This is a genomic window from Pseudomonas sp. PB101, assembly GCF_009764265.1.
In the GTDB taxonomy this organism is placed as follows: domain Bacteria; phylum Pseudomonadota; class Gammaproteobacteria; order Pseudomonadales; family Pseudomonadaceae; genus Aquipseudomonas.
In genome coordinates, this window is record NZ_RWIR01000077.1 from 1 (window position 1) to 24856 (window position 24856).

Below are 24856 nucleotides of genomic sequence, written 5' to 3' on the forward strand. Positions count from 1 at the left end.
CGTACGGCCCCTCGCTTAGGCTCGGGGTTCCTTCGCTCCGGCATTCATCCGGGGGCATCGCCCTCCGGTTGGCTTCGCTGGCACCTACATGCGATGAGTTCGACTGCGTCGAACGGCGCTGCGCGCCCATCCCCGGATGAACACCTCCACTCAGCCTCCCGAGGGGGCGGGTGGATCAAGATCAAGAGCTGCAGGCGAGCTAACGCTCGGCCTGAAGAGTGGTGAAGAGCAGTGGGTGTACGCCGATCCTCTGTAGGAGCTGGCTTGCCAGCGATGGCGGCCTCACAGCCAACCAATCTCTTGCAGGCATACCCGGATCAACTGTAGGAGCTGGCTTGCTAGCGATGGCGGCCTGCCAGCCAACCAATTCCTCACAGATGTACCCAATCCCCTGTAGGAGCGGGCTTGCCCGCGAAGGCTGCCCAACAGTCAACAATGTTTATCGCCAATGCCAACCATTCAGACCATTCCCACAAGACTTTCAGCTTGCCCGTCGGAATCACGATCTCTAGCCTTTGCCCGTTCGCTGCCAATTCAGCGACCGGGACTGCAAGCCCGCGAATAGTCGTTAGGCGCCTACTTTGGGAGCTTCGCAATGATCAAAGACAGTCCTGATAACTCTGCCTCCGAATCCGAAAAACAAACGAAAACTTCAAACCGCCCCTGCCCAATTTTCACCATCCGCCAAGGCGTCGATTCCGAAACCCTGCTGGTCCATGCCTATGAAACCCTCGCTTCAGCCAATGTAATGGCAACCGAATTGTCGTCTATCCTGACCGGTCCAACCTGCAATCTGGTGCTCGGTATTCAGCAGATGATTGTCCTGGCACAGCTATCTGTGAACGGTGTGCTGGATCATCTTGAATCGCCGCAATAACACAACGAAAAAGCCCGCTGAACCTGTGAAGGTCAGTGGGCTTTTGGTTGTTGCCGACGCCTGTGACATGAAATAAGTGGATCTTGCGTCAAGTGTCGATCCGCAGGCTTTTAGGTAGAGGCACTGAAACCTGGAAGATTAACAACATCATTAGGCTTCAGTATCAGCTTCGCTGGATGAAGTCCCAGCGACAGTTGGCGCGGGCCATAGGTCTCAAATGAGCCGACCAGCGTGTAAAGTCGGCCCGGTTTGATCATGGACGGGTCATATTTCAGATAGAAATTAGGTTCCCCGGTCAAGCCGACTCCTTCACACACAAGGGCCTCGTCGTTCTCATCGCTAACGGGTTCAATCAGCTTTACATACAGTTTCGAGTCGGCAGGGTAACCGATCCTCGGCATCCAGGTCTTTTCCACGGCGATGTAGCCCACGGGGCTCAAGTAAATGTCTGCATCGTGATCCCCTCCTGCCCAGTGGAATTCTCGATCTATATCCAGCAAGAGCGCGGTGTTCTGGTGGGAGATTTTTACGTTGATGACATAGCGACTTCCGACGGCATTCAGGTTTGAATCGACACTGATATCGAAATTGATCGGACGTGCCGAGGGTAGTGTATTACTGCCCCATATGCCGTGAAGGATCGGCACAGTTCTGTCGGTAATGTTTTGTACTTTGACATTGATGTCGCAGCCTTCCGGTACTTCGTAGTCCGGAGGAAAGTGCAAGAGCGCGTTGATTCTATGTTGCGTCATAATGATTTCCTTATCCGTTGGTTCGTCGAAATGACGAGCGCTGAGCGTATCCCCAAAGCAATCAAGCTTTGGTAGGAAAAACTCTCTGTGAGAAGGCGAATCGCAGACGGAATTGATCGGAAACATCCTTGTTTCCGGGAAAGGCGAAGGTCAGTTAAGTTCGACAAAACCCGCCGCATCTTCACTGCTATGCAGCGCACCGGTTCAGGCTTGCTACCACAGCGGTTCTCGGGGCTCAGAGCGTACCAAACACCTTCTTCGCCAAACTGGTCGCCGCAGCCGCCGGGTTCTGGCGGATGGTTTCTTCCTGTTTGCCGATCATTTCGAACAAGCCATTCAGCGCTTGCTCGGTAACGTAGTTTTCGACGTTGGCGTTCTTCGCATCCACGACACCCATGGTCGCCGCTTGGCCGGCGAAGGAGTTGTATTGTTGGGCCAGGCCAACCTTGTCGGTGGCTTGCTTGACGATGGGCAGGAATTTGGCGCGAATCTGTTCGCGGCTGGTCTTGTTCAGGTATTGGGTGGCCGAGTCGTTGCCGCCGCTGAGGATGCCCTTGGCGTCTTCCACGGTCATTTTTTTCACGGCATCGACGAGGATCGGCTGGGCCTGGGTCACGGCGGTTTCCGCCGCCTTGTTCATGCTGGTTTCCAGTTCATCGACCTGGTCACCCATGCCGAACTGCTTCATTTTGCTGGCGACTTTACCCAGTTTGCCCGGCAGTTCGATTTTCACGTCGGGGTTGTTGCTGAAGCCGCCCGGGGTGCCGAGTTGTTTCACGGCCAGTTGCGCGCCTTGGGTCAGTGCGTCCTTGAGTCCGCCGGTGGCGTCTTTCTGCGACAGGTCGCTGAGGGACAGCGCCAGGGCGCTGGCAGAAATCATCAAGCCTGCACACAGGCCGGCGAAACGAAGGGTAGGGCGGAACATGGCAACTTCCTTTTTCGAAAAAGACACTTAGTAGCGGGCCGGGTCGACACGGACCTTCAGTGGTTGTGGATCGGTACCGTCCAGGCGCACGGCATGATTCTCGGTGGTGATGAACATCAGTTTGCCGTCGACTTCAATGCGCGCGCTCACCGAGTAACGGTGGTTGGGCTCTACCTTCAGCGGGTCGTAGTTGAGATGGAAGGCCAATGGCACCTGGCCTTGGACCTGGCCGCGCTGTTCGTCGATGACCTTCGCCGGGGCATCGGCGAGTGAGATGTCCTGCAGGCTGACGCTGAGGATCGCGGTCGGTGGCAGGGCGATGCGTTGCAGGTAGAAGACTTCGCCATCGAGGGAGGCCTTGGGCGCCGGTGTCGGGTGCTGGCAGGCTGTCAGCAGGACGGCGGCTGCGATAAGTGGCAGTTTTTTCATGGGGGGATCTCCGTATCGAGGGCATCAGAACCGACTGGCGCCCTGATCAATTTAGACGGTTTCGACCGGGGGAGCGGGTTGGTCCGCCGCATCTTCACTGCGATGCACCGCCACCTGACGGATCGACAGACGAATATCCGCCGGCAACACCCGTTTGGCCGCGCCTTCAGCCAGTTCGCCGAGCAGTTCGTGATAGCTCAACTTGCCCGCTTCATCGCGCTTGAGCACTTCGAGGTCGAGCATCGTCTGGATGAAGTGGCGGAACAGGCTCTTGTCGAAGAACTCCGGGGCGTTCAGGCCGTGCAGGATCGACAGGCGCTGGGCCATGACCGTGCACAGGTCTTCCAGTTCTTCGGCGCTGATGCTGTTCTGGCCGCTGTTGAGCAGCAGGGACACGGTCATGTAGAAGCGCTGCAGGGTCTGGGCGATGCTTTTCGACAGCAGGGTCAGCAACACGAAATGCCGTGAGCTTGGCGCCGGGCGCAGGTACACGTTGTTCTCGAAACGCAGCAGGCCTTGCTCGACGAACGCTTCGAGCCACTGGTCGATCACCGCATCGAGTTCGTCCAGCGACCAGCGAATGAACAGCTCCGCTTGCAGGTACGGATACAGCGCGCGGGTGTAGCGCAGGATCTGTTCGCGGCTCATGCGCGAGGCGCTCTGGAAGAAGCTCGCCAGCAACGCCGGCAGGGCGAAGATGTGCAGCACGTTGTTGCGGTAGTAGGTCATCAGGACGGCGTTCTGCTCGTCCAGATACAGGATCTTGCCCAAGGCATCGCTCTGCTCGGACAGCAGGTCCATGTCCTTCACATGCTCGATCAGCGCGCGGCCGTCACCTTCCGGCAGGGTGGTGTGCGGCGAGTACGGCACTTTGCGCAGCAACGCCAGATACAGGTCCAGCACCCGCGCCATGGCACGGTCGTCCAGGGCCAGGCGGCTGGTGGACAGCAGCGCCAGGGCAACGAGGTTGACCGGGTTGATTGCCGCCGCTTCGTTCAGGTGCTGCGCAACTTTCTCGCCGAGGCGGTTGGTGGTCTCGTTGAGCCAGGCCGGCCTGAACTGCGGGCCGAGTTCCTGTTGGCGCCAGTCCGGCTGTTCGCTGTCGAGGAATTCCGCCAGTTTGATCGGCTCGCCGAAGTTCACTGCCACCTGGCCGAAGCGCTGCTTGAGTGCGCCGATGACTTTGAAAATATCGAAGATCGATTCTTTCTTCTTGGCTGCGCCGCGCAACTCGCCAAGATAGGTTCGACCCTCCAGTACGCGCTCGTAGCCGATGTACACCGGCACGAAGACGATCGGCATGCGCGACGAACGCAGGAAGCTGCGCAGGGTGATCGCCAGCATCCCGGTCTTCGGTTGCAGCATGCGCCCGGTGCGCGAGCGGCCACCCTCGACGAAGTACTCCACCGGGAAGCCCTTGGTGAACAGGGTGTGCAAGTATTCGTTGAACACCGAGGTGTACAGCGGATTGCCCTTGAACGTGCGGCGCATGAAGAAGGCGCCGCCGCGACGCAGCAGGCCGCCGATCACCGGCATGTTCAGGTTGATGCCGGCGGCGATGTGCGGCGGGGTCAGGCCGTTGCGGAACAGCAGATAGGACAGCAGCAGATAGTCGATGTGGCTGCGGTGGCACGGCACGTAGATCACTTCGTGACCCTGGGCGACCTTCTGCACGCCTTCGATGTGGTTGACCTTGATGCCGTCGTAGATCTTGTTCCAGAACCAGCTCAGCACCACCTCCATGAAACGGATCGCCGTGTAGGTGTAGTCCGAGGCGATTTCGTTGCCATAGCGCAGGGCCTGGGCCTTGGCTTTTTCCGGGGAGATGTTCTCGCGCTCGGCTTCGTCGAGGATCGCTTGCTTGACCATCGGCTGGTTCAGCAGGCCCTTGACCAGGTTGCGCCGGTGGGAAATGTCCGGGCCGATGACCGCAGCCTTGAGGTTGCGGAAGTGCACCCGCAGGATGCGTTGGGCCATGCGCACGGTGCGCTCGTGGCCCTTGTTGTGGTCGATCAGTTCGCGCAGGTGGATCGGTGCGGAGAACTGCACGCGGGTCTTGCGCCCCAGGACGATGATGCTCAGCAGGCGACGCAGGCGCCCGGTAACGGCCCAGCTGTCGGCGAACAGGAGTTTCCACGGGCTGTTTTCGCTGTCCGGCGACTGGCCCCAGAACACGCTGACCGGAATGATCTGCGCGTCTTCGGCGGCGTTCTGGCTCAGGGCACTGACCAGGCGGGTCAGTGTCGGCGGCGCGCCGCGCTTGTCCTGGCGGCCGAGCCAGTCAGGGTCCGGCGTCAGGTAGAAGAACGCGGCAGGTTCCAGCAGGTTGCCTACCGATACCGGCAGTACCGGCCGCGGCAGGCCGGCCTTGCTGCATTCGGTGTCGACCACGGCGAGGTCGGTCAGCGAAGGGTTTTGCAGGACGTAGAACACCGGACGACTGCGGTCGAGGTTGAGGGTGAACGACGACTGGTTGATCGTCTCCGAGCGAACCCAGAGGTACAGCAGTCGGCGCAGGGTGCCAAACACAAGACGGCGGAACGGGGAGCGGGTCATACGGCTTCTGCATGAGTGAATAAAACCGAGCGTTTGCTCGGGAGGCCGATAGTGTGCCGTATTCGCTTAAAATCGGCAAAAAAGCACCGAAGTAATCTCCTGTTGAGAGTTTTAACGTCTGTCATATACTCGGCCGTCTGCTGTCGGTGCCCTTTTAGGGACGTCGCACGCAGAAAGACGTTCCCGAGGCTTTCCTGCGAAAAGCCCGATCAATAATAAAAAGGGAGTATGAACAAATGGCAACACGCGAAACCGGCAACGTGAAGTGGTTCAACGACGCCAAGGGCTACGGCTTCATTCAGCGCGAGGACGGGGTGGACGTGTTCGTGCACTACCGCGCCATTCGTGGCGAAGGCCACCGTTCGCTGACCGAAGGCCAGCAGGTTGAATACGCAGTGGTGGAAGGGCAGAAGGGGTTGCAGGCTGAGGATGTGGTGGGGTTGTAACCAGAATCTTCAGAACACCCAAAAACACTGTGGGAGCGAGCTTGCTCGCGATGAGGTCCTTTCAGCCAACGTAGATGTTGAATGTAAGTCCGCTATCGCGAGCAAGCTCGCTCCCACAGGTTTTGTGTATTGCTTTGTTATGCAGTTTTCCAGGTGATTTCTTCTTCACCGTCAGCGCTGATGCGAATCCAGCGGTCTGCTGTCTCTTCGCCTTCTTCCTCGACCCACGTTCCCGGTGCGCAACGCACTTCGACGTTGAGCGCGGCAAACGCAGCGCGGGCGCAGGCGATGTCGTCTTCCCACGGGGTTGCGTCGCTTTCCAGGTACAGGCTGTTCCACTTTCCTACGGCTTTTGGCAGCCAGGTCACCGGGACGTTGCCGGCCTTGCACTTGTACGTCTGGCCTTTCTGGATCCAGTCGGTGCACGGGCCCAATGCCGCAGCGAGCCAGGCGGAAATGGCTTTGTGGTCGACGTCGGCGTCTTTCAGGTAAATCTCGATATCGGGTTGGCGCATGGATGTCCTCACTGCGTGTCTGAAAAATCCATTCGCGGATTTAGCCGGTTTCGGGCATTCGCCCGGAACCAAAAGTTATTGAAGAACGAAATAATCGTAGCGCATTGATACGGTGGTCTCGAACGGCTCGGCCTGTTCGATAACCGCTGTCCGGCGCTCGGCACTGGCACGCCAGCCGTGGGGCGTCATCGCCAGCAGGTTGGCGCGGTCCTGCGGCTTGTCTAGCGTCAGCTTGAACGTCAACGTCTCGCTGTGGGCCAGCGCCATGCCTTTCGGCACCAGGTCCAGGTGCTTGTCGTCAATGTACTCGCGGACCTCGTCGTACAGCCGCTCGCGCAGTTCCATCAGGTGGCCGCTGGTCGGCCCGACTTTCATCAAGCCGCCGCCGACGCTGAGCAGGCGCTTGGCCTCGTCCCAGTCCAGCGGGCTGAAGACGCTCGCCAGGAACTGGCAGCTGCCGGAAGCCAACGGCACCCGCGCCATGCTGGCGATCAACCAGGTGAGCTTCGGGTTGCGTTTGCAGGCACGTTTGACCGCTTCGCGGGAGATGTCCAGCGCGTAGCCGTCAGCGTCCGGCAAGGCATCGGCGATCTGCGCGGTGTAGTAACCCTCGCCGCAACCGATATCGACCCAGCGCGCTGGCGCGTAACCGGCTGCGAGCTCGGCCAGACGCTTGGCCACCGGCGCGTAATGGCCCGCGTTCAAGAAGTCGCGGCGAGCCTCGACCATCGCCTGGTTATCCCCAGGGTCGCGGCTATTCTTGTGCTGCACCGGCAACAGGTTCAGGTAACCCTGGCGCGCGCGGTCGAACCGATGCCCGGCGGGGCAGGCCACGCCGTTGTCCACCGCATTGAGCGGCTCACTGCAGATCGGGCACGCAAGCATCAGGCGAGCAACTTGATCAGGGTCTGGTAGTAGATCTCGGTCAGCACGTCGAGATCGGCGGCCAGCACGCGTTCGTTGACCTGGTGGATGGTCGCGTTGACCGGGCCCAGCTCGACCACTTGGGTGCCCATGGTCGCGATGAAGCGGCCATCGGAGGTGCCACCGCTGGTGGACGCCTTGGTGTCACGGCCGGTGATGTCCTTGATGCTCGCCGACACCGCGTCGAGCAGCGCGCCCGGTTCGGTGAGGAACGGCAGGCCGGACAGCGCCCAGTCGATGTGCCAGTCCAGGCTGTGTTTTTCGAGGATGTCGGCGACGCGCTTTTGCAGGCCTTCGACGGTCGACTCGGTGGAGAAACGGAAGTTGAACACCGCCACCAGGTCACCGGGGATCACGTTGGTCGCACCGGTGCCGGAGTTGACGTTGGAGATCTGGAAGCTGGTCGGCGGGAAGAAGTCGTTGCCGTGGTCCCAATGCTCGGCAGCCAGCTCGGCCAGTGCCGGGGCAGCGAGGTGGATCGGGTTCTTCGCCAGGTGCGGGTAAGCCACGTGGCCCTGCACACCGCGCACGGTCAGTTTGGCGCCGAGGGAGCCGCGACGGCCGTTCTTGACCACGTCACCCACCAGGGTGGTGCTCGACGGTTCGCCGACGATGCACCAGTCCAGACGCTCCTTGCGCGCGACCAGGCGTTCGACCACGGCTTTGGTGCCGTGGTGCGCCGGGCCTTCCTCGTCGCTGGTGATCAGGAAGGCGACCTTGCCTTTGTGATTCGGGTAGTCGGCGACAAAACGTTCGGAGGCGACGGTCATGGCGGCGAGGCTGCCTTTCATGTCGGCGGCGCCACGGCCGCAGAGCATGCCGTGTTCATCGATCAGCGCGTTGAACGGCTCGATCTGCCAGGCCGCCACCGGGCCGGTCGGGACCACGTCGGTGTGGCCGGCGAAGCACAGCACCGGACCGTCGTCCTGGCCGTGGGTGGCCCAGAAGTTATCCACATCCTCGATGCGCATCGGTTCCAGGGTGAAACCGGCATCGCCCAGGCGCTGCATCATCTGCTTCTGGCAATCGGCGTCGAGCGGCGTCACGGACGGACGGCGGATCAGGTCGATGGCGAGTTGGAGGGTCGGCGAAAGGTCGGCGTGGGCCGTCATGGAAAACTCCGGAAGCTGTAAATGTGTAGGAGCGAGCTTGCTCGCGATGGACGTTAACGATAACGCGTGCGATCTGGGTAACCGCGTTGCCCTTGCGTTTCTCGCGAGCAGGCTCGCTCCTACAGGTATTGGGTCTGGCCCGCAAAATGGCGGTTATCTTAAAGCAAAACGGCGACCATTGGCCGCCGTTTAGTGCATCGGCAAAGATTTAGACCGCTGGTGCCGTTTCAGTCTCGACCGACGGTTTCGGCAGCGACGACAGGAACGCCATGATCAGTGCAGCCAGATACGGCAGCGACTGCACCAGCAGCATGGTGACCCAGAAGCGCATGTCGTTGCTCGGCATGCCGTTCACCAGGAATATCCCCAGCGCCGCGCTCCACAACAGCAGCATGATGAACATCTCTTCCCGGGCTTCCGAAATCGCTACCCAGAAGCCGTGGTTGTCGGCGTTTTTCGGCGTGCGGAAGAACGGAATGCTGCTGGTGAAGAAGCCGTACAGCACCGCTTTGGCGATGGTGTGGGACAACGCCAGGCCGGCCAGCGCCGCGCAGAAGGCATCCTTCAGGTTCACTCCAACCGCACGACGGTAGAGGAAGATGATCTTGGCGACCTTGAACACGAACAACGCCAATGGCGGGATGGCGAAGATCAGCAGCGGCGGATCGACCCGTTGCGGCACGATGATCATCGCCGCCGACCACAACAGCGCGCCGACGGTGAAGAAGATGTTCATGCCGTCCGCCACCCACGGCAGCCAGCCCGCGAGGAAGTGGTAACGCTGGCCACGGGTCAGTTCCGTGTCCTTGCCGCGCAGCAGGCTGGCGGTGTGACGCTTGATGATCTGGATCGCCCCGTAGGCCCAGCGGAAACGCTGTTTCTTGAAGTCGATGAAGGTATCGGGCATCAGGCCCTTGCCGTAGCTGGTGTGGTAATACGCGGCCGACAAACCTTTCTCGAACACGCGCAGGCCCAGCTCGGCGTCCTCGCAGATGCACCAGTCGGCCCAGCCCAGTTCTTCGAGCACCGAGCGGCGGGTCATGGTCATGGTGCCGTGCTGGATGATCGCATCACGGTCGTTGCGGGTGACCATGCCGATGTGGAAGAAACCCTTGTATTCCGCGTAGCAGAGCTTCTTGAAGGTACTTTCGTTCTGATCGCGGTAATCCTGCGGCGACTGCACCACGGCGATTTTCGGGTCGGCGAAGTGCGGCACCATGTGCTTGAGCCAGTTGCGGTCGACGCAGTAGTCCGAGTCGATCACGGCAATGACTTCGGCATCCTTGGCGGTGTGCGGGATCAGGTAGTTCAGCGCACCGCCCTTGAAGCCGGCCAGCGGTGCCACGTGGAAGAACTTGAAGCGCGGGCCGAGGGTTGCGCAGTAATCGCGCACCGGTTCCCAGACCGCCGGGTCCTTGGTGTTGTTGTCGATGATCAGGACCTCGAAGTCCGGATAGTCGAGGTTGGCCAGGGCGTTGAGGGTCTGTTTGACCATCTCCGGCGGCTCGTTGTAGCAGGGCACGTGAATCGACACTTTCGGGCGGTAGTTGGAATCGCCTTCGACCGGCAGGAATTCGCGCCGGCGCTTGTGCACCCACACCGCTTCGGCCAGTTCATGGGCTTCGGTCAGCAGCACGATAAACACCCCGAGCGCACCGAGGGCGAGCAGGAAGCCCACCGTCAGGCTGAACCAGGTGCTGTATTGCTGGCTGTAGTCGTAGCCGATCCACACCAGCACCGAACCACAGAGGAAGGCAATGAAGGTCAGGAAGGTACGGCCACGCTGGCGCAGGGCCGAGCCGTCGATCATCAGCAGGGTCAGCGACAACAGGGCCAACACCACCGAGCCAATGGCCAATACGCGCCACTGCGGAATCGCCACCACCGGGCCTTCGAAGTTGAATTTCTGCTGGCGCGCGGCGTTGAACACGCCCCAGTAGGCGCCCACGGAGCCTTCGTCGCTGGCTTTCCACGGCTGGTCAAACGCTTCGATCACGAAGTAGTTGAAGCCTTGGCGATTGAGCTTGTTGACCAGGGTTCGCAGGTAGATCGCCTGGTCCGCTGGCGACGCATCGGCGCCGCCGCGCATGCGGCCGTTGCTCGGCCAGCCCACTTCGGACAGCAGCAGCGGCTTTTTCGGGAACAGTTTTTTCAGGTCGCGGGCGCGGTCGAGGACGAACTGACCGGCCTTGTCCATCGGGATGAATTCCCAATAGGGCAAGACGTGCGCGGCGATCAGGTCGACGTGCTTGGCCAGTTCCGGGTGTTCTTCCCAGACGTGCCACTGCTCGGACGTGGTCACCGGCACTTTCACGGCTGCACGGACTCGGTCGAGCATCACGCTCAGTTCGGCGGCGGTAATTTCCTTGCGGTAAATCGCTTCGTTGCCCACCACCACTCGAACCACGCTACGCGAGGAATTGGCGATTTCGATGGCGCGGGTGATTTCCCGTTCGTTGCGTTCCTGGTCCGGGCTGATCCAGATCCCCAGGGTCACGCGCAAGCCGAACTCTTCGGCGAGTTTCGGGATGTCCTGCAGGGTGCCGTCGACCGAGTAGATGCGGATGTTGTCCGTCAGCTTGCTCATGATCTCCAGGTCGCGACGCATTTGATCGTCGGTCGGGAACTGGTCCTTCTGCGGGAACTGGCCCTGCTGGAATGGCGAATACGAGAAGCCGGAAATCTGTTCAGGCCAGTTGGGGGCGGTGACCGGGCGGTTTATCAGCGCCCAGAAGCCGGTAAACAAGGCCGCGATGGCGAGCACCACGACCAGGTTGAGTCCAAATTTACGCGATGACATAGTTATTTCGGGTTCCAAAGACTGTGGAACGAAGGAACGGTCGGACCGCCAAGGGGCGCGAATCCTACACTGGGCATTCTCTGAACGTACAGCGGACAGGGAATTACTCGACATTGGGCAATTCGCTTTCACATAAGTTCTTACACTTACCGTTTGAAGCCTAAAATTTAGTGCTGCGAAGCCCTATACTGCGCGCCGGTTTTTGAGGTGATGGTCATGAGTACAGAAGATCCGCGGTTTGCAGGCATCGCCCGTTTGTATGGCATCGAGGGCCTTGAGCGCCTGCGCGCGGCCCATGTGGCGATCGTCGGCGTCGGCGGCGTCGGTTCCTGGGCGGCGGAAGCCATGTCCCGTTGTGGCGTGGGCGAGATTTCGCTGTTCGACCTGGACGATGTCTGCGTCAGCAACGCCAACCGCCAGTTGCACGCGCTCGACAGCACCGTCGGCAAACCCAAGGTCGAGGTGATGGCCGAGCGTCTGCGCGGGATCAACCCGGACTGCACGGTGCACGCGGTGCCGGACTTCGTCACCCGCGACACCATGGCCGAGTACATCACGCCGAACATCGACTGCGTGATCGACTGCATCGACAGCGTCAACGCCAAGGCTGCGCTGATCGCCTGGTGCAAGCGCCGCAAGATCCAGATCATCACCACCGGCGGCGCGGGCGGGCAGATCGACCCGACGTTGATCCAGGTCTGCGATCTCAATCGTACGTTCAATGATCCGTTGGCTTCGAAAGTGCGTTCCACACTGCGCCGCGACTACGGCTTCTCCCGCACCGTGACCCGTCATTACAGCGTGCCGTGTGTGTTTTCCACCGAGCAGCTGCGTTACCCGAAACCGGATGGCAGCATTTGCCTGCAGAAGAGTTTTGTCGGTGATGGCGTGAAGCTCGACTGCGCCGGCGGGTTTGGCGCGGTGATGATGGTGACGGCGACGTTCGGCATGGTCGCGGCGACCAAGGCTGTGGACAAAATCGTGGCGGGTGTGCGGCGGCCGGCGGAACGGGTCAAGCCCGTGGCTTGAAACACACGCACTGTAGGAGCTGGCTTGCCAGCGATGGCGGTGTCTCAGACAGACCGCATCGCCTGGATCGCCAGCAAGCCGGCTCCTACATGGACATTTCACGCATCCATAAAGTCAGGCAGCCAACTCGCGCATGCGTTGCAATACGGCATTCAAGCCATTACTGCGAGACTCGGACAGCTGCCGGCCCAACCCCAACTGATTGAACCAGTCCGGCAAATCCACCTGCTGCAACTCAACCGCCGACAACCCGTTGACCCGCGCCAGCAGCAACGCCACCAACCCGCGAATCAACCGTGCGTCGCTGTTGGCGCTGAATTGCCAATGGCCATCGCGCAACTCACCCACCAGCCACACCTGGCTTTCACAGCCGTGGACCCGGTTGGCGTCGCACATTTGCGCGTCGCTCAATGCCGGCAGGCGCTCGCCCCATTGCATCAGCAGGCGTGCGCGTTGTTCCCAGCCGGCGGCTTTCTGAAAGGTCTCGAGCGCCGTGACGGCATCGGCAGGCAGATTCATCGCAATAGCTCCAGCGCCTGATCCAGGGCTTCAAAGAACCGTTCCAGGTCTTCGGAATCGTTGTACAGCGCCAACGACACCCGAATCGCTCCGGCCAGTTCGAAGCGTTTGAGCAGCGGCATGGCGCAGTGATGGCCGGCACGCACCGCGATCCCTTGTTCGGTCAGCAAATGCGCCAGGTCGGAGTTATGCACACCCTCGACGGTGAAACTGGCCAGTGCCACCTGGGGCTTGCCCAACAGGCGAATGCCATTGCGCGCTTCAAGGCCCTTGAGCAGACAGGCATGCAGCGCCGCTTCATGGGCGGACACGGCCGCCTGATCGAGCCCTGAGAGATAGTCCAGGGTCGCTCCCAGGCCAATCACACTGGCAATCGGTGGCGTTCCGGCCTCGAAACCCAGCGGTGCCGGGCGAAAGCGGGCGTTGTGATAATTGGCGTCCAGCACCATCTCACCGCCGAACTGCCAGGGCCGCAGCTGTTGCAGCGCCTCTTGACGTCCGAACAGCACGCCCAGGCCATCGGGACCGTAGAGCTTGTGGCTGGAGAACACATAAAAATCGCAGCCCAGCGCCTGCACGTCGTGGCGGCCATGGACCACGCCCTGGGCGCCGTCGATCACGGTCAGGGCATTGTGTGCCTTGGCCTGTGCCAGCAATTGCGGCAGCGGTTGCCACGCGCCAATCACGTTGGACAACTGGCTGACGGCCAACAGGCGCGTGCGTGGACCGATCAAACCGGCGGCGGCTTCAAGGTCGATCACGCCGTCGGCATCCAGCGGCAGGATCACCAGCTTCAGGTCACGACGGTGCGCCAGTTGCTGCCACGGCAGCAGGTTGGCGTGATGCTCCAGGGCGCTGATGACGATCTCGTCGCCCGGATTGAAAAGAGGTTCCAGGCCGTAGGCCAGGAGATTCAGCGCGGACGTCGCGCCGTGGGTAAAGATGATCTGCCCGCAATCACCGGTATTGAGCCATTGCGCGACTTTGCGGCGGCTGTCCTCGAAGGCCTGGGTGGCGTGGGCGCCGGGCAAATGCTGCGCCCGATGCACGTTGGCCGCGCCGTTGGCGTAGTAATGCGTCAGGGCATCCAGCAGGGCTTGGGGTTTTTGCGTGGTGGCGGCGTTGTCCAGATAGGTCTGGCCTTGCCGTTGCAGGGCGGCGATGGCCGGGAAATCGGCGCGCCAGGGGGAGAGCATCATCATGGTGTTCGCCTGTACACCTGCCCCCTGTAGGAGCGAGCTTGCTCGCGATGGACGTATGGACGACACGGGCTGTCTGATGCCGCGCGTTATCGTTGACGTCCATCGCGAGCAAGCTCGCTCCTACAGGGGTGCGGGTGGTCGTGTGGCTTAGTTGTGAGCGTGCAGCGCTTCGTTCAACTCGATGGCCGATTTGTGGGTTTTGCATTCCACGGCACCGGTTTCCGAGTTGCGACGGAACAGCAGGTCCGGCTGACCGGCCAGTTCACGGGCCTTGACCACTTTGACCAGTTGGTTGTTTTCGTCCAGCAGGGCAACCTTGGTGCCGGCGGTCACGTACAGGCCCGACTCGACGGTGTTGCGGTCGCCCAACGGAATGCCGATACCGGCATTGGCGCCGATCAGGCAGCCTTCACCGACCTTGATCACGATGTTGCCGCCGCCCGACAGGGTGCCCATGGTCGAGCAGCCGCCGCCCAGGTCAGAACCCTTGCCGACGAATACACCGGCGGATACGCGGCCTTCGATCATGCCCGGGCCTTCGGTGCCGGCGTTGAAGTTGATGAAGCCTTCGTGCATCACGGTGGTGCCTTCGCCCACGTAGGCGCCCAGGCGCAGACGCGCGGCGTCAGCGATACGCACGCCGGCCGGAACCACGTAGTCGGTCATTTTCGGGAATTTGTCCACCGAGAACACTTCCAGCAGTTCGCCGCGCAGACGGGCCTCGAGTTGCAGCTCGGCCAGTTCGCTCAGGTCGACCGCGCCCTGGCTGGTCCAGGCTACGTTCGGCAGCAGCGGGAAGATCCCGGCCAGGTTCAGGCCGTGTGGCTTGACCAGGCGATGGCTCAGCAGATGCAGCTTGAGGTAGGCCTCGGGAGTGGACGACAGTTGGGCATCTTCGGCCAGCAGGGTGGCGACCAGCGGCTTGTGGCTCTCGGCCAGGCGGGTCAGCAGGGCGGCCTGGGCAGCGTCGACGGCTTTGAGTGCTTCTGCCAGTTGCGAGGCCTGGGCGGTGCTGAATGCGATGGCCTGATTGCCTTCGCTGTAACCCAGGATCGGGGCGATAGCGGCGACGATTTCAGCCGATGGATTGAGCAGCGGGGCGGCGTAGAACACTTCCAGCCAAGCGCCTTGACGGTTTTGAGTGCCGACACCGAAGGCCAGGCTGAACAGGGTAGTGGACATGTGTATACCTCTAACAAAATTGAACGGGCTGCTTACTTGAGCGCGGCCGCGTAGATGTCTGGCTTGAAGCCAATCAGGGTTCGGTCACCGAGATCGAGCACCGGGCGCTTGATCATCGAGGGTTGTGCGAGCATCAGTTCGATGGCTTTCGTCTGGTCGAGATCGGCTTTGCGTTCGTCGTCGAGCTTGCGAAAGGTCGTGCCTGCACGGTTCAACACCACTTCCCAGCCGTGCTCGTTGCACCATTGGGTCAGGTGTTCGCGGTCGATACCGACCGCCTTGTAATCATGAAAGTCATAGCTGACAGCGTGTTCATCGAGCCAGGTGCGCGCCTTTTTCATGGTGTCGCAGGCTTTGATGCCGAAAAGGTGCAACGTTTTGCTTGAAACGGTCAAGGAATTGCCCCCTTTGCAGGTGCCGTAAATAAAAGGTGACGGATTATGCCATGGCCTTTCAGTTAAAACGCAAAACCTGTGGGAGCGAGCTTGCTCGCGATGAGGGCATGACAGTCGAAATCAATGTTGACTGACCTGACGCCATCGCGAGCAAGCTCGCTCCCACATGGATTGGCGCGTTCCGGGTGCGACATAGGTGCAAGGGCTACCCGTAGTCTAAGCGGCTAATATGGCACTTCAATGCTGCCGATTGTCTGGGAACCACGCTTTATGCAAACCGCCTACACCGTCCTGATCCTGTTGATGCTGGTCGGCGTTTCGCGCCTGATCGGGCGGGTGATTCCGTTGCCGTTGCCGCTGGTGCAGATCACTGCCGGGGCATTGCTGGCTTGGCCGACGCTGGGCTTGCATGTGGCCCTGGATCCGGAGTTGTTCCTGTTTCTGTTCCTGCCGCCGCTGTTGTTCTCCGACGGCTGGCGCATGCCCAAGCGCGAATTCTGGCACTTGCGCGGTCCGATCCTGACCCTGGCGGTGGGCCTGGTGCTGTTTACCGTGGTCGGCGCCGGCTACTTCATTCACTGGTTGCTGCCCGATGTGCCATTGCCGGTGGCGTTTGCCCTGGCGGCCGTGCTGTCGCCGACGGATGCGGTGGCGGTGTCGGCCATTTCCCGCAATCGGCTGCCGACCCCGTTGATGCACATCTTGCAGGGCGAGGCGTTGATGAACGATGCCTCGGGCCTGGTGACGTTCAAGTTTGCCCTGGTGGCGGCGGTGACCGGTGTGTTCTCGCTGGCCAATGCGAGTGTGACTTTCCTGCTGGTCGCCGTGGGTGGTCTGGCCGTCGGGGTGGCCCTGAGCTGGCTGGTCGGTCGTCTGCGCGCGTGGATGATCGCGCGCGGCTGGGACGATCCGGCGACGCACGTGGTGTTCATGTTGTTGCTGCCGTTTGCCGCCTACGTGCTGGCCGAGCGCATGGAGGTGTCGGGCATCCTCTCGGCGGTGGCGGCGGGGATGATGCAGAGCTGGCTCGATCTGCTACCGCGCCAGACCAACACGCGCCTGCTCAATCGCAGCGTCTGGTCGTTGCTGGAGTTCGCCTTCAACGGCTTGATCTTCCTGCTGTTGGGCCTGCAGTTGCCGGACATCATCAAGGCCGTGGCCAGTCACGAAACCTCGCTGTGGCCGACATTGCTGTATCGCGGGCTGGACGTGGTGGCGATTTTCCTGATGCTGCTGGCCTTGCGCTTCATCTGGGTGCAGAGCATTTGGCGATTGTCGGTATTGCTCAGGCGCCTGCGCGGCAAGGGTGACGTGACGCAGGTGCCGACCGCGCGTTCCTGCTGGTTGCTGACCGTGGGCGGTGTGCGCGGGGCCGTGACGCTGGCGGGTGTGATGTCGGTGCCGATGCTGATGGGCGGCGAAGTGTTTGCCCAGCGTGATTTGCTGATCTTCATCGCCGCCGGGGTGATCCTGTTGTCGTTGATCGCCGCGTGCATCGCATTGCCGATATTGCTGCGGGGCATCGAAACCAGCCCGGACGACAAACGGCGCAATGAAGTGCGCGATGCCTGGCGCAAGACCGCCGAAGCGGCCATTCATGCGCTTGAGGCAGAAGAGGTCAACCCGCAGGACGCAGCCCAGTCCGCGTTGGCGGCCGAGCTCAAGGCGCGGATCATGTCCGAGTACCGACACCAGCTGGAGGTGTTCAACGATTCCGCTGAAGCCCAGGCCCTGGCCTTTCAGATGGATCTGCTGGAGCGGCGCCTGCGTTTGAAGGCGCTGCGGGCGCAGCGCCTGGAGTTGTACAGCCTCAGCCGTCATCACCAGATCGGTGATGACGTGTTGCGTGAAGTATTGGGGGAGCTGGATCTGAGTGAGGCGAAACTCGGCCAGGTGAAGTAACCGCTGCTCTTGCAGGAGCCCGGCTTGCCGGCGATGGCGTCCTGCAAATTGCCATCGCCGGCAAGCCGGACGCCTACAGGTCTGTGGTTACTTGCGGCGTTGAATGAAGTCGCGAATCCGTTCGGCAGCCTCGACACACTCCGCCAGCGGCGCAACCAGAGCCATGCGCACGCGCCCAGCGCCCGGGTTGACGCCGTCCACATCCCGCGACAGGTACGAGCCCGGTACCACGGTCACGTGCTCCTGCTCGAACAGGTCGCGGCAGAACGCAGCGTCGTCACCCGCCACATTTGGCCACAGGTAGAAGCTGCCATCCGGCCGCTGTACGTCCATGACCGGGCTGAGGATTTCCAGCACTGCGTCGAACTTCTCGCGATACAGCGCACGGTTGGCGCGAACGTGCACTTCGTCATTCCACGCAGCAACGCTGGCCAGTTGCGTTTGTACCGGCATCGCGCAGCCATGGTAGGTGCGATAGAGCAGGAAACCCTTGAGGATGTCGGCGTCACCGGCGACAAAACCCGAGCGCAGGCCTGGCAGGTTCGAGCGCTTGGACAGGCTGTGGAACACCACGCAGCGCTTGAAGTCCTTGCGGCCCAGTTCCACGCAGGCGCTGAGCAGGCCTGGTGGCGGGGTCTGCTCGTCGAAGTACAGCTCGCTGTAGCACTCGTCCGCGGCGATCACGAAGTCGTGTTCATCGGCCAGGGCGATCAGTTTTTTCAGGGTCTCCACCGGAATCAACGCACCGGTCGGGTTGCCTGGCGAGCACAGGAACAGGATCTGGCAGCGATTCCAGATGTCCGGGGATACGGCATCGAAATCCGGGTTGAAACCGTTTTCGTCCAGGCACGGCAGGTAATGCGGCTTGGCCCCGGCGAGGAACGCCGCGCCTTCGTAGATCTGGTAGAACGGGTTCGGGCTGACCACCAGCGCGTCATCGCCACGGTTGACCACGGTCTGGGTGAAGGCGAACAGCGCTTCGCGGGTGCCATTGACCGGCAGCACGTTGCGCGCCGGGTCGATCCAGCCGTTCGGCACGCTGAAACGACGCTCGCACCAGGCGGCGATGGCTTCGCGCAGCTCCGGGATACCGAGGGTGGTCGGGTACACCGCCATTTTTTCCAGGTTGCTGGCCAGGGCCTCGGCGACAAAGCTCGGTGAACGGTGTTTCGGCTCGCCGATGGACAGTGCGATCGGGCGCTTGTCCGGGTTCGGCGTCACGCTGCCGAGCAGGGCGCGGAGCTTTTCGAAGGGGTAAGGCTGGAGCTGGGACAGAGCGTTGTTCATCGATGTATCTCGTTCGGTATGGGAGCAGGCAAACCGAGATTCCTGTGGGAGCTGGCTTGCCAGCGATGGTCGTCAACGATAACGCGTGCTTACCGGGTAAGTGCGGCGCTCTTTAGTCCATCGCTGGCAAGCCAGCTCCTACAAAGGGCAGGCTCGCGATGTTGGTTCAGATGCTGATGCGCGACAGTTTGATATCCGGTTCCTGGTTGACGCCCAGTTGTTCGACGATCGCATCCTGCAGGCGGCTGCACAGCAACGGGTCGGACAGCGGCTGATTGTTGGCGTCGGTGATGAAGAACACGTCTTCCACGCGCTCGCCGAGGGTGGCGATCTTGGCGTTTTGCAGCGACAGGTCGAACTCCAGGAAAATCGTGCCAATCCGCGCGAGCAGGCCCGGGCGGTCGGGCGCCGTGAGTTCCAGCACCGTCACCGGGCGCTGGGCGTCGTTGTGGATCGTCACCTGCGGCGCAAAGGCGAAATGCTTGAGCTGGCGCGGCACCCGGCGCTGGATGATGGTCGGGTAGTCGTCCGGGTTGCGCAGGGCTTCAGTCAGGCCGTCGCGGATCTGTTTGACCCGCGCCGGATTATCGCCAATCGAGTCGCCGTCGGTGTCGAGCACGATATAGGTGTCGAGGGTGAACTGGCTGCTGGAGGTGATGACCCGGGCGTCGTGAATGTTCAGGTTGAGCTGGTCCATCGCGGCCACGGTCACGGCGAAGAAGTCGTGCTGGTCGGGGGCATAGATGAAGATCTGCGTGCCGCCCTCGAACTCGCGCTGGGTGGTTTCCTTGATCAGCACCAGTGGCCCGCCGTCGGCCGGTTGCTGGAGGATCGCGTCGCTGTGCCAGGCCACGTCGCCGGCGGTGTGACGCAGGAAATAGTCATCACCCAACTGCGCCCACAGTTGCTCGACGTCGTCCGGGTCGGTGCCGCCGCGCACCAGGATATCCAGGGCGGCGCTCTGGGTCTGGCGGATCTGCTCTTCGCGGTCCACCGGATTCTCCAGGCCTCGACGCAGGGCGCGCTTGGTCTCGGTGTAGAGCTGGCGCAGCAGGCTGGCGCGCCAGGAATTCCACAGCGTCGGGTTGGTGGCGTTGATGTCGGCGACGGTCAGCACATACAGATAGTCGAGGCGGGTTTCGTCGCCGACGATCTGGGCGAAATCGTGGATCACCTGCGGGTCGGACAAGTCCTTGCGCTGGGCGGTGGTCGACATTACCAGGTGGTTTTGCACCAGCCACACGATCAGGCGGCTGTCCCACACAGGCAGTTGATGGCGCTGGCAAAACGCCTCGGCATCGACCGCGCCGATGTCCGAGTGGTCGCCATGCCGGCCTTTGCCGATGTCGTGGTACAGGCCGGCCATGTAGATCAGCTCGGGCTTGGGCAGCTTGCCCATGAGCTTGCTGGCCAGCGGGAATTTTTCCGACACCTGGGTGTACTGCAACTTACGCAGGTGCTTGATCAGGTTCAGGGTGTGCGCGTCGACCGTATAGATGTGGAACAGGTCATGCTGCATCTGTCCGACGATAAAGCCGAATTCGGGCAGATAACGCCCCAGGATGCCGTAACGGTTCATTCGCCGCAGGTTGCGGTGGATGCCGATCTTGCACTTGAACAGCTCGATGAACAGGCTGGTGTTGCGAATATCGTTGCGGAAGTCGTCGTCGATCAGGTGACGGTTTTCCCGCAGCAGACGAATGGTGTCGGCACGCACACCCTTGATTTCCGGCTGCTGGGCCATCAGCACGAAGATTTCGAGCATGGCGAACGGTGTGCGGCGGAAGACGTTGTCGTTGCGTGCCTCGATGTAGCCGTCATGCAGCTGGAAACGCGAGTTGATCGGCTGCGCCGGCGCTTCGTCCTCCGGCGCGAGGATGACTTCCTCGAAGTGCTGGATGATCAGGTCGCTGAGCTGGGCGATGCTCATCACCACCCGGTAGTACTGCTGCATGAAGTTTTCGATGGCTTGCTTGGCGTCGTCGCCCTTGAAGCCCAGCAGCCCGGCGATGGTGCGCTGGTGATCGAACAGCAGGCGGTCTTCGGCACGACCGGCAAGCATGTGCAGGGCATAACGAACCTTCCACAGGAACTCCTGGGACGAGGCCAGCAGGGCGTTTTCGCTCTCGACCAGGAATCCTTCGCCAGCCAGTGCCCGCAGGTTCAGGGTGCCGTATTCGCGACGGGCCACCCACAGGATCGTCTGGATATCCCGCAGGCCGCCGGGTGAACCCTTGACGTTGGGCTCCAGGTTGTATTCGGTGTCGTTGTACTTGTGGTGGCGGGCCTTCTGTTCGGCGCGCTTGGCCAGGAAGAAGTCCTTGCTCGGCCACATGTGCGCGGTGCTGGTGACGTCCAGCATGCGTTGGCGCAAATGCTCGGGGCCGGCGATGGTGCGGCTTTCCATCAGGTTGGTGACCACCGTCAGGTCGGCGCGGGCCTCGATGGCACACTCGTCGACCGAGCGAACGCTCTGGCCGACCTCCAGGCCGATGTCCCACAACAGCGTCAGGAAACGCTCGATGGAATCGCGGAAAACTTCGTGGTCGGCGCTGTCCAGCAGGATCAGCAAGTCGATATCGGAGTAAGGGTGCAGTTCACCACGGCCGTAGCCGCCGACCGCGACCAGCGCGATGTCGGCGTCCTCGCTCCAGTCGAACTGGTTCCAGGCCTTTTGCAGGATGTTGTCGACGAACCAGGCGCGATCCTCGATCAGCCGGCGAATGTCGCGGCCGTTGCGAAAGCGCGTGTCGAGCACCTCTCGGGCCTGGCGGATCGCCTTCTTGAAGGCCGCGATCGGGCTAGCCTTCAGGGCCAGTTCAGCCTGGAACTGGCCGCGGTCGAAGAGTTCGGGATCCACCTGCGGCATCGATTGGCTTTCCTTTCTATAGGCGAGGTACGGCGCCGGGGTCAGGCCGAAACGCGAGGGATGGTGTCATCGCCGCGCAGGGTGAAGATCTCGTAACCGGTTTCGGTCACCAGCAGGGTGTGTTCCCACTGTGCCGAGAGCTTGCGGTCCTTGGTGATCGCGGTCCAGCCGTCGCCCAGAACCTTGGTGTCGGCACGGCCCTGGTTGATCATCGGCTCGATGGTGAAGGTCATGCCGGCCTTGAGTTCCATGCCGGTGCCAGCGCGGCCGTAGTGCAGGATCTGCGGCTCTTCGTGGAACACCTTGCCGATACCGTGGCCGCAGAACTCGCGAACCACCGAGAAGCCGTTCTTTTCAGCGTGCTTCTGGATGATTTCGCCGATGTCGCCCAGGCGGCAGCCGGGTTTTACGATTTCAATCGCCTTGTACATGCATTCCTGGGTCACCTGGGACAGGCGCTCGGCCCAGACCGGCACGCTGCCGACATGGAACATGCGGCTGGTGTCGCCGTGGAAGCCGTCCTTGATGACGGTGACGTCGATGTTCAGGGTGTCGCCGTCTTTCAGCGGCTTGTCGTTCGGGATGCCGTGGCAGACCACATGGTTGATCGACGTGCAGATCGACTTCGGGTAGCCCTTGTAGTTGAGCGGGGCAGGGATGGCCTTCTGCTCATTGACGATGTAGTCGTGGCAGATCTGGTTCAGTTGATCGGTGGTAACGCCCGGCTTGACATGTTCGGCAATCATTTCCAGCACATCGGCGGCGAGTTTGCCGGCGATACGCATTTTGGCGATATCCTCGGGGGTTTTGAGGGTGACGGTCATACAGGCTCTCTCTACGCTCGATGGCGCTTTCTAAACGGAAAGGGCATTGCGCGATCGGTCTTCGCGGCCCTGAAAAATACGATTCTACCAGACGATCAGCGCAAATCTGCGCCTGTGTGCATCGCTTCTCTCTATAGAATGGTGCATTCTTGGTGGATTCCAAGGGCCGGGGCAATGCAGTCGCCAGGATTTCAGAATCCGGGTTCCGTTTTGCCCTGCCTTGTGATATAAAATGCGCCGCTTTCCGGGGATGTCCCGAAAAGCCTAAATCCACACACGTGTCGACACGATGACCTGGGTGCCTTCAGCTGATGCTGCTGGTTGGTCATTGGGATACGTGGAGGCCAAACCCGACTTATTAAGGAACTATCATGTCCCAAGTCAACATGCGCGATATGCTGAAGGCCGGTGTGCACTTCGGTCACCAGACCCGTTACTGGAACCCGAAAATGGGCAAGTACATTTTCGGCGCGCGTAACAAGATCCACATCATCAACCTTGAAAAAACCCTGCCAATGTTCAACGAAGCTCTGACTTTCGTAGAGCGCCTGGCCCAGGGCAAAAACAAGATTCTGTTCGTCGGCACCAAGCGTTCCGCTGGCAAGATCGTTGCTGAAGAAGCAGCACGTTGCGGTTCGCCGTACGTCGATCACCGCTGGTTGGGCGGCATGCTGACCAACTTCAAGACCATCCGTGCTTCCATCAAGCGTCTGCGTGACCTTGAAGTTCAAGCCGAAGACGGTACTTTCGCCAAGCTGACCAAGAAAGAGGCGCTGATGCGCACTCGCGACCTGGAAAAGCTGGATCGTTCCCTGGGTGGCATCAAGGACATGGGCGGTCTGCCAGACGCTCTGTTCGTTATCGACGTTGATCACGAGCGCATCGCGATCACCGAAGCCAACAAGCTGGGCATCCCGGTTATCGGCGTAGTCGATACCAACAGCAGCCCGGAAGGCGTTGACTACATCATCCCAGGCAACGATGACGCAATCCGCGCTATCCAGCTGTACATGGGTTCGATGGCTGACGCTGTCATCCGCGGTCGCAACAACGTTGGCGGCGGCACCGTTGAATTCGCAGCTGAAGAAACTCAGGCTGCAGCTGAGTAATTGACGCCCTGGCGTTGACTCAGTAAGCAAAAAGGGGGCTTGGCCCCCTTTTTGCCACCTCGAAAACCATTTGTCGGCGCCCACTGCTCTATCTGTAACGTGCGGCAGCTAACAAGGGTGGTTCGGGAAGAATTGATCGCCCGTTCGATCGGGTGGAATGGTTGAAAACCTATCCAAGAGGAATTTTAAAATGGCAGCAATTACTGCAGCGTTGGTCAAAGAACTGCGCGAGCGTACCGGCGAAGGCATGATGGATTGCAAGAAAGCCCTGGAAAAGGCTGGCGGCGACATCGAAAAAGCCATTGATGACATGCGTGCTTCGGGCGCTATCAAGGCTGCCAAGAAAGCCGGCAACGTTGCCGCTGAAGGCGCTATCGCCATCAAGGCTGACGACAAGGCAGCCGTGCTGCTGGAAGTCAACTCGCAGACCGACTTCCTGGCCCTGCAAGACGACTTCAAGAACTTCGTTGCTGCCAGCGTAGAAAAAGCCTTCGACGAAAAACTGACCGACGCAGCTCCGCTGATCGCCGCTCAGGAATCGGCTCGTGAAGCCCTGGTGGCCAAAGTTGGCGAAAACGTCAACATCCGTCGCCTGGTACGCGTAGAGGGCGACGTTGTCGGCACCTACCTGCACGGTAACAAGATCGGTGTTGCTGTTGTTCTCAAGGGCGGCGATGTTCAGCTGGCCAAAGAGATCGCCATGCACGTGGCCGCAAGCAACCCTGAGTTCCTGCTGCCATCGCAGGTTTCGCCAGAAGCCATCGAGCGCGAGAAGGGCGTCTTCCTGACCCTGAACGAAGACAAGATGAAAGGCAAGCCAGCTGAAATCGTCGAGAAGATGATCGCCGGCCGTATCACCAAGTTCCTGGCTGAAGCCAGCCTGGTCGAGCAAGCCTTCGTGATGAACCCGGAAATCACCGTAGGTGCCCTGGCCAAGAAAGCCGGCGCTGAAATCGTTTCCTTCACTTACTTCAAAGTAGGCGAAGGCATCGAGAAGCCAGTGGACAACTTCGCTGAAGAAGTTGCTGCCCAGCTGGCTGCCGCCAAGCAATAAGACGGTTTTTTAACTGTCGCCCAGAAGAGGCTGCCCGCTCACGCGCGCAGCCTCTTTTCAGATGGGGCATCAATTTTTAATTGGTTTCCCTTTGGAACTGGCTTACAAAGCCATGTTCCGATGGCGCTGAAGCAGCGCCACGCTAGAG

The 24856-nt window shown here is 60.9% G+C and carries 21 protein-coding genes; 6 read left to right on the forward strand and 15 right to left on the reverse strand.

Annotation, left to right across the window (positions count from 1 at the left end):
- The first annotated feature begins 595 nt into the window (after positions 1-595).
- Positions 596-877, forward strand: coding sequence for a DUF6124 family protein (locus EI969_RS23625; protein ID WP_160389912.1), 282 nt, complete (start codon positions 596-598; stop codon positions 875-877).
- A gap of 110 nt (positions 878-987) precedes the next feature.
- Here EI969_RS23625 and EI969_RS23630 read toward each other — a convergent pair whose 3' ends face one another.
- From EI969_RS23630 to plsB, 4 genes are all read right to left on the reverse strand, one after another.
- Positions 988-1755 (reverse strand): hypothetical protein, encoded by a 768-nt coding sequence (locus tag EI969_RS23630; protein WP_256678356.1) that lies wholly within the window; start codon positions 1753-1755, stop codon positions 988-990.
- 109 nt (positions 1756-1864) lie between these two features.
- On the reverse strand, positions 1865-2554 hold the full coding sequence (locus tag EI969_RS23635; protein ID WP_160389913.1) for a DUF4197 domain-containing protein: 690 nt from the start codon (positions 2552-2554) through the stop codon (positions 1865-1867).
- A gap of 27 nt (positions 2555-2581) precedes the next feature.
- On the reverse strand, positions 2582-2983 hold the full coding sequence (locus EI969_RS23640) for a YbaY family lipoprotein (RefSeq protein ID WP_160389914.1): 402 nt from the start codon (positions 2981-2983) through the stop codon (positions 2582-2584).
- 51 nt (positions 2984-3034) lie between these two features.
- Complete coding sequence (plsB, locus tag EI969_RS23645) at positions 3035-5539, reverse strand: glycerol-3-phosphate 1-O-acyltransferase PlsB (RefSeq protein ID WP_160389915.1); 2505 nt, start codon at positions 5537-5539, stop codon at positions 3035-3037.
- A 236-nt stretch (positions 5540-5775) separates the two neighbouring features.
- On the opposite strand from plsB, the gene EI969_RS23650 reads away from it, so the two are divergent.
- Positions 5776-5985 (forward strand): cold shock domain-containing protein, encoded by a 210-nt coding sequence (locus tag EI969_RS23650; RefSeq protein WP_007954750.1) that lies wholly within the window; start codon positions 5776-5778, stop codon positions 5983-5985.
- A 137-nt stretch (positions 5986-6122) separates the two neighbouring features.
- On the opposite strand, the gene EI969_RS23655 is transcribed toward EI969_RS23650, so the two are convergent.
- From EI969_RS23655 to EI969_RS23670, 4 genes are all read right to left on the reverse strand, one after another.
- Positions 6123-6500, reverse strand: a complete 378-nt coding sequence (locus tag EI969_RS23655) for a hypothetical protein (protein WP_160389916.1) — start codon at positions 6498-6500, stop codon at positions 6123-6125.
- A 75-nt stretch (positions 6501-6575) separates the two neighbouring features.
- Positions 6576-7385: a putative RNA methyltransferase gene (locus EI969_RS23660; protein ID WP_160389917.1), complete on the reverse strand. Its 810-nt coding sequence runs from the start codon at positions 7383-7385 to the stop codon at positions 6576-6578.
- Positions 7385-8536, reverse strand: a complete 1152-nt coding sequence (dapE, locus tag EI969_RS23665; RefSeq protein ID WP_160389918.1) for a succinyl-diaminopimelate desuccinylase — start codon at positions 8534-8536, stop codon at positions 7385-7387. The genes EI969_RS23660 and dapE overlap by 1 nt, the downstream gene beginning before the upstream one ends.
- 208 nt (positions 8537-8744) lie before the next feature.
- Entirely contained in the window at positions 8745-11336 is a 2592-nt protein-coding gene (locus EI969_RS23670; protein WP_160389919.1) for a glycosyltransferase, read from the reverse strand.
- A gap of 210 nt (positions 11337-11546) precedes the next feature.
- On the opposite strand from EI969_RS23670, the gene tcdA reads away from it, so the two are divergent.
- Complete coding sequence (tcdA, locus tag EI969_RS23675) at positions 11547-12365, forward strand: tRNA cyclic N6-threonylcarbamoyladenosine(37) synthase TcdA (protein ID WP_160389920.1); 819 nt, start codon at positions 11547-11549, stop codon at positions 12363-12365.
- A 114-nt stretch (positions 12366-12479) separates the two neighbouring features.
- Here tcdA and EI969_RS23680 read toward each other — a convergent pair whose 3' ends face one another.
- From EI969_RS23680 to EI969_RS23695, 4 genes are all read right to left on the reverse strand, one after another.
- Complete coding sequence (locus EI969_RS23680) at positions 12480-12884, reverse strand: SufE family protein (protein ID WP_160389921.1); 405 nt, start codon at positions 12882-12884, stop codon at positions 12480-12482.
- Positions 12881-14086: an aminotransferase class V-fold PLP-dependent enzyme gene (locus EI969_RS23685; protein WP_160389922.1), complete on the reverse strand. Its 1206-nt coding sequence runs from the start codon at positions 14084-14086 to the stop codon at positions 12881-12883. Before EI969_RS23685 ends, EI969_RS23680 begins: the two co-directional genes overlap by 4 nt.
- A 147-nt stretch (positions 14087-14233) precedes the next feature.
- On the reverse strand, positions 14234-15268 hold the full coding sequence (gene dapD / locus EI969_RS23690) for a 2,3,4,5-tetrahydropyridine-2,6-dicarboxylate N-succinyltransferase (RefSeq protein ID WP_160389923.1): 1035 nt from the start codon (positions 15266-15268) through the stop codon (positions 14234-14236).
- A 32-nt stretch (positions 15269-15300) separates the two neighbouring features.
- Positions 15301-15663 (reverse strand): ArsC family reductase, encoded by a 363-nt coding sequence (locus EI969_RS23695; protein ID WP_008052792.1) that lies wholly within the window; start codon positions 15661-15663, stop codon positions 15301-15303.
- A 270-nt stretch (positions 15664-15933) separates the two neighbouring features.
- Between EI969_RS23695 and EI969_RS23700 the strand changes: the two genes are divergently transcribed.
- Complete coding sequence (locus EI969_RS23700) at positions 15934-17565, forward strand: Na+/H+ antiporter (protein ID WP_160389924.1); 1632 nt, start codon at positions 15934-15936, stop codon at positions 17563-17565.
- 87 nt (positions 17566-17652) lie between these two features.
- Here the strand turns inward: EI969_RS23700 and dapC are convergent, their stop codons facing one another.
- The 3 genes from dapC to map form a co-directional block, all read right to left on the reverse strand.
- A complete protein-coding gene (dapC, locus tag EI969_RS23705) occupies positions 17653-18852 on the reverse strand; it encodes a succinyldiaminopimelate transaminase (protein ID WP_160389925.1) in 1200 nt (399 codons plus the stop codon).
- Positions 18853-19018: 166 nt separating this feature from the next.
- On the reverse strand, positions 19019-21721 hold the full coding sequence (locus EI969_RS23710; protein ID WP_160389926.1) for a [protein-PII] uridylyltransferase: 2703 nt from the start codon (positions 21719-21721) through the stop codon (positions 19019-19021).
- 41 nt (positions 21722-21762) lie between these two features.
- Positions 21763-22545, reverse strand: a complete 783-nt coding sequence (gene map / locus EI969_RS23715) for a type I methionyl aminopeptidase (protein WP_160389927.1) — start codon at positions 22543-22545, stop codon at positions 21763-21765.
- 371 nt (positions 22546-22916) lie between these two features.
- Here map and rpsB point away from each other — a divergent pair, with 371 nt between their 5' ends.
- Together rpsB and tsf are read left to right on the forward strand one after the other, a co-directional pair.
- Complete coding sequence (rpsB, locus tag EI969_RS23720) at positions 22917-23654, forward strand: 30S ribosomal protein S2 (RefSeq protein WP_095189367.1); 738 nt, start codon at positions 22917-22919, stop codon at positions 23652-23654.
- 190 nt (positions 23655-23844) lie between these two features.
- Positions 23845-24708, forward strand: coding sequence for a translation elongation factor Ts (tsf, locus tag EI969_RS23725; protein ID WP_150718421.1), 864 nt, complete (start codon positions 23845-23847; stop codon positions 24706-24708).
- Positions 24709-24856: the final 148 nt, after the last annotated feature.

Excerpts from the sequence above, each read along its gene's own strand:
- EI969_RS23660 (WP_160389917.1), bottom strand. The coding sequence starts at position 7,385 with ATGCTTGCGTGCCCGATCTGCAGTGAGCCGCTCAATGCGGTGGACAAC.
- map (WP_160389927.1), bottom strand. The coding sequence starts at position 22,545 with ATGACCGTCACCCTCAAAACCCCCGAGGATATCGCCAAAATGCGTATC.
- dapC (WP_160389925.1), bottom strand. The coding sequence starts at position 18,852 with ATGAACAACGCTCTGTCCCAGCTCCAGCCTTACCCCTTCGAAAAGCTC.
- EI969_RS23710 (WP_160389926.1), bottom strand. The coding sequence starts at position 21,721 with ATGCCGCAGGTGGATCCCGAACTCTTCGACCGCGGCCAGTTCCAGGCT.
- EI969_RS23640 (WP_160389914.1), bottom strand. The coding sequence starts at position 2,983 with ATGAAAAAACTGCCACTTATCGCAGCCGCCGTCCTGCTGACAGCCTGC.
- EI969_RS23625 (WP_160389912.1), top strand. The coding sequence starts at position 596 with ATGATCAAAGACAGTCCTGATAACTCTGCCTCCGAATCCGAAAAACAA.
- EI969_RS23630 (WP_256678356.1), bottom strand. The coding sequence starts at position 1,755 with ATGTTTCCGATCAATTCCGTCTGCGATTCGCCTTCTCACAGAGAGTTT.
- EI969_RS23680 (WP_160389921.1), bottom strand. The coding sequence starts at position 12,884 with ATGAATCTGCCTGCCGATGCCGTCACGGCGCTCGAGACCTTTCAGAAA.
- plsB (WP_160389915.1), bottom strand. The coding sequence starts at position 5,539 with ATGACCCGCTCCCCGTTCCGCCGTCTTGTGTTTGGCACCCTGCGCCGA.
- EI969_RS23650 (WP_007954750.1), top strand. The coding sequence starts at position 5,776 with ATGGCAACACGCGAAACCGGCAACGTGAAGTGGTTCAACGACGCCAAG.
- EI969_RS23670 (WP_160389919.1), bottom strand. The coding sequence starts at position 11,336 with ATGTCATCGCGTAAATTTGGACTCAACCTGGTCGTGGTGCTCGCCATC.
- EI969_RS23655 (WP_160389916.1), bottom strand. The coding sequence starts at position 6,500 with ATGCGCCAACCCGATATCGAGATTTACCTGAAAGACGCCGACGTCGAC.
- EI969_RS23635 (WP_160389913.1), bottom strand. The coding sequence starts at position 2,554 with ATGTTCCGCCCTACCCTTCGTTTCGCCGGCCTGTGTGCAGGCTTGATG.
- EI969_RS23685 (WP_160389922.1), bottom strand. The coding sequence starts at position 14,086 with ATGATGATGCTCTCCCCCTGGCGCGCCGATTTCCCGGCCATCGCCGCC.
- dapE (WP_160389918.1), bottom strand. The coding sequence starts at position 8,536 with ATGACGGCCCACGCCGACCTTTCGCCGACCCTCCAACTCGCCATCGAC.
- tsf (WP_150718421.1), top strand. The coding sequence starts at position 23,845 with ATGGCAGCAATTACTGCAGCGTTGGTCAAAGAACTGCGCGAGCGTACC.
- rpsB (WP_095189367.1), top strand. The coding sequence starts at position 22,917 with ATGTCCCAAGTCAACATGCGCGATATGCTGAAGGCCGGTGTGCACTTC.
- EI969_RS23700 (WP_160389924.1), top strand. The coding sequence starts at position 15,934 with ATGCAAACCGCCTACACCGTCCTGATCCTGTTGATGCTGGTCGGCGTT.
- tcdA (WP_160389920.1), top strand. The coding sequence starts at position 11,547 with ATGGTCATGAGTACAGAAGATCCGCGGTTTGCAGGCATCGCCCGTTTG.
- dapD (WP_160389923.1), bottom strand. The coding sequence starts at position 15,268 with ATGTCCACTACCCTGTTCAGCCTGGCCTTCGGTGTCGGCACTCAAAAC.